The following is a 10,518-nucleotide window of genomic DNA, read 5'->3' as shown; positions in this document are numbered from 1 at the left end:
AGGCCTCCGGCGCAACCGCTTTGGCAATTCCCGCGGGGCCGGGCGCCCCGCCGGACGCCCGCCCGGCGCCCGGGGCGCGCCCCGCCGCCTCAGCGCCCGGCGAGCGCCCGCTCGTAGAACCCCACCATGCGCTCCGTCACGTGCTGCAGCGTGAAGAGCGCCAGGAAGCGCGCCCGCGCCGCCTCCACCCGCCGCCGGGCGGCGGCGGGGTCCCCCAGGGTGCCCGCGAGCGCGTCCGCCAGCGCCGCGGGCCGCTCCGGCGGGACCAGCAGCGCGTACTCCTCCGAGCCGACGGTCTCCCGCAGGGCCGGCACGTCGGAGCAGACCAGCGGCACCCCGACGCCCATCGCCTCCATGGCGGCGCTCCCCAGGCCCTCCCAGCGCGAGGGGGCGGTGAAGACGTCGGACGCCGCCATCAGGTCGAAGACGTCGTCGCGCGCCCCCAGGAACCGGACCGACCCCCCGGCGGCACCCGCCGCACCCGTGGCGTCCGCCGCCTCCGCGGCCTCGGCGAGGGCGCGCAGCCGGGGCGTCTCCGCGCCGTTCCCGCCGGCGAGGAGCAGCACCGCCCCGGGCGCCGCCCGCCGCACCGACGGCCACGCCTCCAGCAGCACGTCCAGGCCCTTCTGGTACTGCTGCCGGGCCGCGGCGAGCACCACGGGCGCGTCCTGCGGCACGCCCAGCGCCGCCCGCACCGCGGCGCGGCGCTCCGGGCCGGCGGTGCCCAGCACCCGGGGGTCGCGGCCGCGCGGTACCACGTCGATCCGGTCCGCGGCGATCCGCAGCCGCCGCGCCATCGCCTCCGCGACGTGCCGGGTCAGCGCGTGGAACCGCCGGGTGCCCTGCGCGGTGGCGGCGTCGGCGGCCTGGGCCGCACGCACCTTCCACGGCCGCAGCCCGCGGGCCCGGACGTGCTCCGGCCCGTACGCCGAGTTGACCAGGCTGGAGACCACGGGCACCCGGGCCGCCAGGGCGGCGCTGCGGCCCAGCACGTCCGCCTCGTACAGGGTCGTGTGCACCAGGTCGGGCCGGCGCTCGCGCAGCAGGGCGTGCAGGGCGCGCAGGCGCGCCACCCGCCCGCCGGGGCGGTCCGCGCTGAAGAGCGTGGCCCCGGCGGCGGCCAGCTCCCGGTGCATCCCCTCGCGCTCCACGAGGTAGGCGACGTCGAGCCTGACGCCGCCGCGGACCAGGTGGGGCGCCATGCCGGCGAGCGCCTGCTCGGCGCCCCCCACCCGGTCCAGACTGTCGATCACATAGAGCACGTGCATGTGCCGCGTCCCCCCTCGGTGCCCCCGCGCGACGCGCGCGGGGCCGTGCGGGGCCCGGCGGCGCGATCGCCGCCCCAGCATCGCAGGCCGGTGCGCCGTACGCTGCCGAATGTGTGTTCCTGCGACCGCGTGTTCTCGCGACCGCGTGTTCCTGCGGCTGCGTGTCCCCGTGCCCCCGCGGCCGGGTGTCGCCGCGGCGCGGACGCCGTCCCGGGGCGCCGGAGGGGCGCCGTCCGCGCTCGGAAGCGGTCCCCTCCGGGCCCCGACCCGATCCGGCCCGGCCCCGTCCGGACCGTTCCCGGTCACTCCGTGCCCCGGAAGGACCGCCGGCCCGCCGAACCGGCTGTGCCCGGCCGCCCGCTGTGCCAGGGTGTGGCCGTGCCCGACACCGCGCCCGCCGAGTGCCCCCGCGTCCTCCACCTGGTGACCGACCCCCGCCGACGCGGTGCCCAGAACCTCGCCCGCGACCTGCACGGCGAACTCCTCGCCCGCGGCGCCCCGAGCGCCGTCGCCGCCCTCCAGCCCCACCCCGACGCCCCCGCCGGCGACCCGCTGCCGGTCCTCGGCCCCGCCCGCTTCCACCCGGCGACCCTCCGCGCCCTGCGCGCCGCCGCGGCCCGCGCCGACGTCGTCGTCGCCCACGGCTCCAGCACCCTGCCCGCCTGCGCCGCCGCCCTGCTCGGCAGCCGCACCCCCTTCGTGTACGTCGGCATCGGCGACCCCCGCCACTGGACCGCCACCCCCGCCCGGCGCCTGCGGGTCGCCGCCGCCCTCCGCCGGGCGGCCGCCGTCACGGCCCTGTCCGACGGCGCCCGCGAGGTGCTGCTGGAGCACTTCCGGCTCCGCCCCGAACGGGTCCGCACCATCCCGAACGGCCGCGCCGCCGACCGGTACCCGCCCGCCGGCGGCCCCGGGGACCGGCTCGCCGCCCGCCGTGCCCTCGGCCTGCCGCCCGACGTGCCGCTGGCCGCCGCCGTCGGCGCCCTCGCCCCGGAGAAGCGCGTCGACCTCGCCGTCGACGCGGTCACCCGCACCCCCGGCGCCCACCTCGCGGTCGCGGGGGAGGGGCCGCTGCGCGCCGCACTCGAGGAGCACGCCGCCGTCCTCGCACCCGGCCGGATCCACTTCCTCGGCGGACTGCCCGACCCCGCCGTCCTCTACCGCGCCGCCGACGCCCTCGTGCTCGGCAGCGACAGCGAGGGCGTGCCCGGGGTCCTCATCGAGGCGGCCCTGGCCGCCCTGCCCGCCGTCGCCACCGACGTCGGCTGGGTCCGGGAGGCGGTCGTCGACGGGGTGACCGGCGTCCTGGTGCCGCCCGGCGACGCGCAGGCCCTCGCCGACGGCCTGGGCAAGGTCCTCGGCGGCGACCGCACCGCCCTGGGCGCCGCCGCCCGCCGCCGCGCCCTGGACCGCTTCGAGCTGGGCGTCGTCGCCGACGCCTGGCAGGCGCTGGTCGCCGAGGTCGCCGCGGGCCGGTAGGCCGTCACCCCCGTTCCCCGCGGGGACCTCCGGCGCCCCTTCCCGCAAGGCCCCTCCGCCCCCGCCGCCCCGTCCGGATCGACAACGCCGGACCGCGGGCGGACGCTGGTGCTGTCGTGTCCCGACGCGAGGAGAGGTGCACGCCATGCCCGAGCCCTCGGAGCCCTCCCCGCCGTCGCGGCCCTCCGCCCCGCCGCCCGCCCCGTCACCGCCCTCCGCGCCGTCGCGGCCGCCCGGCCCGCCGCCGGACGCCGGGGGAGCGGCCGGTGCGGGGCGCTACGGCCGGGACCTCTTCCCGCCCGACCGCACGGGTGAGGCCGCCCGCATCGACCACGGCGCCGAGGCCTACGACGCGGTGACCCGGGCCCGCCTGCTCGCGCTCGGCGCCGGACCGGGCCTGCGCTGCCTGGACGTGGGCGCCGGGACGGGCACCGTCGCCGCCTGGCTGGCGGAGGAGGCCGGTGCGGAGGTGCTGGCCCTCGACCGCGACGTGCGCTTCCTCCCGGCGCCGCCCGGCGGCCGGCTGCGCACGCTCGCCGCGGACCTCACCGACCCCGGCCTGGACCCCGGCAGGTTCGACCTGGTCCACGCCCGCTTCGTGCTCATGCACCTGCCCGGGCGCGACGAGGTGCTGGCCCGCCTGGCCGGCTGGCTGGCGCCCGGAGGGTGGCTCGTGGTGGGCGACGCGGTCGACCTGACCACGGCCGGATCGCCGAACGCGGCCTACCGCCGGGCCATGGGGGCCATGTGGGAGGCGCTGCGGGAGACCATCGGCACCGACATCACGCGGGTGACCCGCTACCCGCAGCAGCTGAGCGCCCTGGGACTGGCGGACGTGGGCGCGGAGATCCACGTGCCGCCGCTGACCGCCGACGCCCCGATCACCGCCTTCTGGCGGGAGACCTGGACCAGGATGCGCGAGGCCCTGACCGCCCCCGGCCGGCTGGACCCCGCCGAGCTGGACGAGGCCCTCGCCCACCTCTCCTCGCCGGGTCTCGCCGACCTCTCCCCGGGCATGCTCACCGCCTGGGGGCGGGCGCCGCCCGCCGGGACCGGCGGTCCCTCCCCCGGGCGGTGACGCCCCGCTCCCCGGCCCGCCCGCCGGCTCCCGGACGCCTCCGGTCCCCTTCCGGCCGGAACCCTGCACCCGGTCCGCACACCGCGGGCGGCCGAACCGCCCTCCCTCCGGCCGTTTTGTCAGTACCATCCCCCGCAGAGCGCTGACGAGGAGAGGGGCGCGGTGGTGTCGGAGACGACCGCGGCGTCAGGGGCGGCGGCCGGTCGCGCGGAGCGCCCGCCGGCCGCGTCCGCCGTGCCCCGGCCGCCGCTGTACGAGCGGGACCGGGAGCTGGCCGCCGTCCGCGATGCCGTGGACCGCCTGCGCGGCGGGACCGGGGACGGCACCGGGCTGGGCGGCCTGCTGCTCTTCAGCGGCGCCGCCGGCCTCGGCAAGACCACCCTCCTCGCCGAGGTGCGCCGCGCCGCGACCGCCCGCGGCTGCACCGTGCTCTCCGCCCGCGGCAGCGAGCAGGAGCGGACCGTCCCGTTCCACGTCGTGCGCCAGCTCCTGCAGCCCCTCCTCGTCTCCCGCACCGAGGCCGAGTGCCGGGAGCTGTTCGGGGGCTGGTACGAGGTCGCCGGCCCCGCCGTCGGCGTCACGGCCCGCGCCGACGGCGCGCCCCCCGACCCGCAGGGCGTCCGCGACGGGCTGGACTGGGTGGTCACCCGCCTCGCCGTGCACGGACCGCCGGTCGTCGTCGTCCTGGACGACACCCACTGGGCCGACGCGGAGTCCCTCGCCTGGCTCGCCGCCTTCGCGGTCCGCATCCGGGAGCTGCCCGTCCTCGTCGTCCTCGGCTACCGGCCCGAGGAGGTGCCCGGCGGGACCGAGGGCTTCCGCGACCTGGTCACCGGCCGCGGCGCCCGCCCCATCGCCCTCACCGCCCTCAGCCCGGACGCCGTGGCCGGCCTGGTCCGCAGCACCCTGGGCGACGACGCCGACGACGCCTTCTGCCAGGAGTGCTGGACGGTCACCGGCGGCAACCCGTACGAGGCGGTCGAACTGGTCGCGATGGTCCAGGACCGGGGCCTCGCCCCCGTCCCCGGCGCCGCGCCGCTGCTGCGCGACCTCGCCGCCACGGCCCGCGGCACCGGCCTGGTCCGCCGCCTGGAGCGCCTCGGGCACGCCGCGGTGCGGCTCGCCTGGGCCGCGGCGGTGCTCGGCACCGAGATCTCGCCCGGCCTCGCCGCGGCCGTCGCCGGACTGGGCTCCGCCGAGGCGGTCGACGCGGTGGACCGGCTGCGCACCGCCCGCATCCTCACCGGCACCGCCACCCTGGAGTTCGTCCACCCGCTCATCGCGACCGCCGTCTACCGCGCCATCCCGGCGCCCACCCGCACCGCCCTGCACGGGCAGGCGGCCTGGGCCGTCGACGACGCCGGGCTCGGCACGGCGGCCGCCGCCCGCCACCTGCTGGAGACCCACCCCGAGGGCGACGGCGTCACCGTCGGGCGGCTGCGCGCCGCCGCCCGCGAGCACCTCCGCGCGGGCGCCCCCGAGGCGGCGCGCCGCTGCCTGGAGCGGGCCCTGCGCGAGCCCCCGGCCCCCGAGGTCCGCGCCGAGGTCCTGTACGAGCTGGGCTGCTCGGCCCTGCTGACCGAGCCCGCCGTCACGGTCAACCACCTGACCGCCGCCCTCGCCGAGCCGGACCTGGACCCCGACCTGCGCGAGGACATCGCCTTCCGCCTCGCCCAGGCGCTCGCCCACTGCGACCGGATGCAGGAGGCCGCGGACGTCGTCGGTGCGGAGGCGGCCCGCGCCGGTTCCCACCGCGCCCGGCTGCGGCTGCAGGCCGCCCACTTCCTGTGGCAGGTCTTCGACACCGCGGAGGACGGGGGGCCCGCCCGCTCCCGCCGCCTCGCCCGGCTCGCCGCCCACCTGGGCGGCCGCACCGAGGGCGAGCGCGCCGTCCTGTGCCTGCGCGCGTGGGACGCCACCGTCCGGGGCGAGCCCGCGGCCACCGCGGTCGCCGCCGCCGAGCGGGCCCTCGGCCTGCCGTCCTGCGAGGCGCCGCACCCCGGGCCCCCCGCGTGCCGGCCCGCCGCGTCCGGGCCCCGGCGCCCCGACGGGCCGCCCCTCGTCCCCGCGCCCTCCGGCGTGCCGCTCCCGGACGCCGGGCCGCCGCCGGCCGGGACCGACCGTCCCGGCGGGCTGCCCGCGCCGCGCCCCGCCCTGGACTACACCGACCCCGACTGGGGCTTCGAACTGCCCAGTGTCGCCGCGCTCTCCTTCCTGTACGCGGACCAGCCCCACCGGGCGGAGCAGATGTTCACCGCGGCCGTCGCCGAGTGCGAGCGGTCCGGCTGGAGCGGCGCCCACCTCTCCTTCGCCTTCACCCTGCTCGGGCTGGTGCGCTTCCGCCGCGGCAGGCTCGACGAGGCGGAGGCCTGCGCCCGGGAGGGCGTGCGGCTCGCCGACCGCGTCGGCCCCCGGGTGCCCGCCCAGTGGTACGCGGTCGGCCTGCTCGTCGACGTCCTGCTCTCCCGCGGCCGCACGGACGAGGCCCAGCAGGTCGCCGACGCCCACGACTTCGGGCCGCCGTTCCCCCGCGCCGTCGTCTTCCCCGACCCGCAGACCGTGGTCGGCCGCCTGCACCTCGCCCGCGGCCGCCACGCCGCGGCCGCCGCCGAACTCTCCGAGGTGGGGCGGCGGATGGAGGCCAAGGGCGCCCTCAACCCCACCTGGTGCCCCTGGGCCGGGCACCTGGCCCTGGCCCTCGCGCACGAGGACCCCGCCGCCGCCCGCCGCCTCGCCGCGCAGGCCCTGGGGCGCGCCCGCCGCCAGGGCACGCCCACCGCGGTCGGCCACGCCCTGCGCACCGCCGCCGCCGTGGCCGCCGACGACCGGGAGGCCGCCGCGCTGCTGGAGGAGGCCGTGGCCCACCTCCGGTGCTCGCCCGACCTCCACGGGTACGCGGAGGCGCTGGTGGACCTCGCGCGGGCGCGGCGCCTGGCCGGCCGCCCCGGCGAGGCCGCGGAGCCCCTGTACCTGGGGGCCGACCTGGCGGTGCGGTGCGGCGCGGACGGCCTGGCGGAGCGCGCGCGGGCCGAACTCGCCGCCGCCGGCCTGCCGCCGCGCCTCCTGCGCGTCGTGGGCGGTCCGCCGGCCCCGTCCGGTCCGCCCGCCCCGTCCGGCCGGCGGGAGCCGGAGCGGCGCTGAGGCGGCGGTCCGTCCCGCCCCGTCCCGCCCCGTCCCGCCCCGTCCCGCCCCGTCCCGCCCCGGACGGTCCGCCGCACCCCGCCCCGCCGGCCGGGCGGTCCGCACCGAGTGTCGATCACGTTCACCGAACCGCCTCCGGTCGCGCACACTCTGTGCCACAGTGGACCCGGAACCGCAGACCCGGGTCCGGGGGGACCGCCGGGGGACGGAAAGGCGGAGGTCCGTGGGGGGACGCAACGCACAGGTCGTCGACGTGCGCGCCGGGGAAGGCGCCGCGGTCGCCGACGGGCCGCTGCCCGGCACGGTGTTCAGGCGCCGCCTGCGGCCGGCCACGGTGGCCCGCGAGCTGTGGGCGTCGCGCGAACTGGTCCGCGCCCTGGCCGAGCGGGACCTCAGGGCCCGCTACAAGCAGGCGGTGCTCGGCTTCGCCTGGGCGGTGCTGACGCCGCTCGCGCTCTGCGCCATCTTCACCCTGGTCTTCCACCGCGCCGTCAGGATCGACACCGGGACGGCCCCCTACGCGCTCTTCGCCTACGTCGGCCTGATCGTCTGGCAGTTCTTCAGCAACACCATGAACCAGGGTGCGCTCTCCTTGGCCAACAACCTCAGCCTGCTCAACAAGGTCTACTGCCCGCGCGAGGTCTTCCCGCTGGCGACCATGCTGGTGGCCGCCGTCGACATGCTGATCGGCGTCGGCGTCCTCGGCGTGATGTTCCTGGCCTTCTGGACGGCGCCCGCCGCCACCGCCGCCTGGGTGCTGCCGCTGCTGGCGGTCCAGTTCGCCTTCACCTACGGCGTGGCGCTGGTCCTCTCCGTCGCCGTGGTCTACCTGCGGGACGTCCGGCACCTGCTGCCGATCATCACGCAGATGGGCGTCTTCGCCACCCCGGTCGCCTACCCCCTCGCCAAGATCCCGCATCGCCTCCAGGAGCTCTACGTCGCCCTCAACCCGCTGGGCGCGGTCATCGAGGGCTACCGCCGGGCGCTGCTGTACGGCGACGCGCCCGACGCCCGGCTGACCCTCGTCGCGGCCGCCAGCTCGGTGGTCTTCCTGGTGGGCGGCTACCTCATCTTCAAGAAGCTCGAGACGGGGATCGCCGATGTCGCGTGAGCTGCCCGACGGGACCATCCGCACCGAGCACGTCTGGAAGCGCTTCCGCGCCGACCAGCAGCGCATGCTGCTCCGCGACCGGGTCGAGGCGGCGGGCCGCCGCCTGCGCGGGCGGCGCGGCGAGGACTGGCGCTGGGCGCTGCGGGACGTCAACCTGCACATCGGGCCCGGCGAGTCCGTCGGCCTGATCGGCTCCAACGGCTCGGGCAAGTCCACCCTGCTGAAGATGCTGACCCGGGTCATGTACCCGTACGCGGGCGGCATCGACGTGCGCGGCCGCATCGGCGCCCTGATCGAGATCCGGGCCGGCATCCACCCCGACCTGACGGGGCGGGAGAACATCTACCTCTTCGGCGCCCTGCTCGGCCTGCGGCGCCGCGAGGTCGCCGGGCGGTTCGACGACATCGTGGAGTTCGCCCGGCTCGGCGGCGCCATCGACCGGCAGGTGAAGTTCTACTCCTCCGGCATGCAGATGCGGCTCGGCTTCGCCGTCGCCGCCTACCTGGAGCCGCACGTCCTCCTCGTCGACGAGGTGCTGGCGGTCGGCGACGCCGTCTTCCAGCAGCGCTGCCTGGACCGCATGCGCGAGGTCCTCGACCAGGGCACCACCCTGGTCTTCGTCTCCCACGACCTGCCCGCCGTGGAGTCCGTCTGCACCCGCGGCGTGTGGCTGGAGCAGGGCACCGTCCGGGTCGACGCCGGCATCCGCGAGGCCATGGCCGGCTACCGCGACTCCATCGAGGCCCAGTCGGAGGCGGGCGCCCGCGCCGGCGAGCCGCTGCAGCTGCTCAAGTACGAGATCCGCGGCGCCGACCGGGAGAACCTCCTCACCGACGAGCCGATGACCGTCGACCTGCACCTCGGCGGCGACTACCGCGGCGACGCCACCCTCCACCTCGGGGTCAGCGAGGGGACCGCCAGCCCGGTCTTCCAGATCAGCCACGAGGTGCGGCTCACCGGCGAGGACCGCACCGTCACCTGCACCATCCCCCGGCTGCCGCTGCCGCGCGGCCGGTACACGCTGTGGACCGGCGTCTACGGCATCGGCCGCACCGACGGCGGCACCCTGATGAGCTGGCACTCCGCGGGCCAGTTCGACGTCTTCGGGCCGGTGCTGGACACCCCGCCGCGCGCCGTGGTGCTGGCCGCGCCCGTCTTCGTCCCCCACCACTGGGAGGACTGACGTGCCGTCACGTGCCGGGGCGGCGCCGCGCGACGGCCTGCGCGTCCTCGTCCACCTCAACAACCTCGCCCTCGGCGGCGCCCAGATCAACGCCGTCGACATCGCCCGCACCCTGCACGGCCGCGGCCACCACCCGGTGCTCTTCGCCCAGGGGGTCGACGGACCGGCACCGCTCGTCGAGCGGGCCGCCGCCCACGGCCTCGACCTCGTCGTCGCCGGCGGACCGGACACCCCGCACCGGGCCGTCCGGACCCGGCTGGAGCGGCTCGCCCGCGACCACGGCAGCGACCTGGTGCACGCCTGGGAGGTGCGCGCCGCCCGCAACGCCTACTTCGGCCCCGGCCGGTTCGGCCGCCTCCCCGTCCTCACCACCTTCTACGGCGTCCGGATGCTCCGCGGCATGCCCCGCCACCAGCCGCTCGTCCTCGGCCTGGGCGCCCTCACCGCCGAGGGCCGCGCCTTCGGCCACCGCGACCTGCACCTCGTCGAGCCGCCCGTCGACACGCGCGCCGACGCGCCCGGCGCCGTCGACGGCGCCGCCTTCCGCGCCGCGCACGGCATCGGCGCGGACGAGCACCTGCTCGTCATCGTCACCCGGCTGGTGCCCGACCTGGGCAAGGACGCCGGCGCCGAGCTCACCGTCGAGGCCGTCCGGCTCCTCGCCGACCCCCGCGTCCGGCTCGCCGTCGTCGGCGAGGGGCCCAGCCGCGGCCGGCTGCGCGCCGCCGCCGCCGCGGCCAACGCCGGGCTCGGCCGCGAGGCCGTCCTCGTCCCCGGCCAGATGCCCGACCCGCGCACCGCCTACGCCGCCGCCGACGTCGTCCTCGGCATGGGCAGCTCCGCGCTGCGCGGCCTCGCCCACGGCAAGCCCGTCGTGGTCCACGGCGCCGGCGGCTACACCGCCGTCCACGAGCCCGGCCCGCTCGCCGAGGAGCACGCCTCGCGCTGCATGTACGGGCTCGGCACCGGCGCGCCCTCCGCCGCGGCGCTCGCCGCCCAGGTGCGCGGCCTGCTCGACGACCCCGGCCGCCGGGCCCGGCTGTCCGCCTGGGGCCGGGAGTGGGTCGTCGGCCGCTTCTCGCTGGAGAGCGTCACCACCGCCTTCGAGCGCCTGTACCGGGCCGCCCTCGCCGACCCGCCCGGCCTCGCGGGCTGGCTGCGCGACGCAGAGCAGATGGCCCGCTACGAGTACCTCAAGCCCGCCGGGCTGCGCCTGCTGCGCCGCGGCTGAACCGGACCGCCCCGCCCCGGCCCCCGG

The 10,518-nt window shown here is 78.8% G+C and carries 7 protein-coding genes; 6 read left to right on the top strand and 1 reads right to left on the bottom strand.

The annotated features are described in order from the left end of the window. Window positions 1–89 precede the first annotated feature (89 nt). Window positions 90–1,268: a glycosyltransferase family 4 protein gene (locus LO771_RS15460; protein WP_230652721.1), complete on the bottom strand. Its 1,179-nt coding sequence runs from the start codon at window positions 1,266–1,268 to the stop codon at window positions 90–92. 378 nt (window positions 1,269–1,646) lie between these two features. Here LO771_RS15460 and LO771_RS31065 point away from each other — a divergent pair, with 378 nt between their 5' ends. From LO771_RS31065 to LO771_RS15425, 6 genes are all read left to right on the top strand, one after another. After that, complete coding sequence (locus LO771_RS31065) at window positions 1,647–2,747, top strand: glycosyltransferase (protein ID WP_308188911.1); 1,101 nt, start codon at window positions 1,647–1,649, stop codon at window positions 2,745–2,747. Between the two features lie 145 nt (window positions 2,748–2,892). Further along, window positions 2,893–3,825: a class I SAM-dependent methyltransferase gene (locus tag LO771_RS15445; RefSeq protein WP_230652719.1), complete on the top strand. Its 933-nt coding sequence runs from the start codon at window positions 2,893–2,895 to the stop codon at window positions 3,823–3,825. A gap of 165 nt (window positions 3,826–3,990) precedes the next feature. Then, the gene (locus tag LO771_RS15440) at window positions 3,991–6,966 is read left to right on the top strand and encodes an AAA family ATPase (RefSeq protein ID WP_374228178.1); all 2,976 of its coding nucleotides are present in this window, start codon (window positions 3,991–3,993) and stop codon (window positions 6,964–6,966) included. Between the two features lie 223 nt (window positions 6,967–7,189). Then, window positions 7,190–8,077 carry an ABC transporter permease gene (locus tag LO771_RS15435; protein ID WP_230652717.1) on the top strand — a complete coding sequence of 296 codons (888 nt, stop codon included), beginning with the start codon at window positions 7,190–7,192 and terminating at the stop codon, window positions 8,075–8,077. Beyond that, window positions 8,067–9,260, top strand: a complete 1,194-nt coding sequence (locus LO771_RS15430) for an ABC transporter ATP-binding protein (RefSeq protein WP_230652715.1) — start codon at window positions 8,067–8,069, stop codon at window positions 9,258–9,260. The genes LO771_RS15435 and LO771_RS15430 overlap by 11 nt, the downstream gene beginning before the upstream one ends. A 1-nt stretch (window position 9,261) precedes the next feature. Beyond that, window positions 9,262–10,491, top strand: a complete 1,230-nt coding sequence (locus LO771_RS15425; protein WP_230652713.1) for a glycosyltransferase family 4 protein — start codon at window positions 9,262–9,264, stop codon at window positions 10,489–10,491. The last annotated feature ends 27 nt before the right edge of the window (window positions 10,492–10,518 follow it).

The sequence above is a fragment of the Streptacidiphilus sp. ASG 303 genome, from assembly GCF_020991365.1.
In the GTDB taxonomy this organism is placed as follows: Bacteria; Actinomycetota; Actinomycetes; order Streptomycetales; family Streptomycetaceae; genus Peterkaempfera.
The sequence above is the reverse complement of the archived record's forward strand: the minus strand, read 5'-3'. Positions and strand labels throughout refer to the sequence as shown.

What these genes read in the sequence shown, in the direction of transcription:
- LO771_RS15460 (WP_230652721.1), bottom strand. Translation starts at nt 1,268, where the DNA reads ATGCACGTGCTCTATGTGATCGACAGTCTGGACCGGGTGGGGGGCGCC.
- LO771_RS15445 (WP_230652719.1), top strand. Translation starts at nt 2,893, where the DNA reads ATGCCCGAGCCCTCGGAGCCCTCCCCGCCGTCGCGGCCCTCCGCCCCG.
- LO771_RS15430 (WP_230652715.1), top strand. Translation starts at nt 8,067, where the DNA reads ATGTCGCGTGAGCTGCCCGACGGGACCATCCGCACCGAGCACGTCTGG.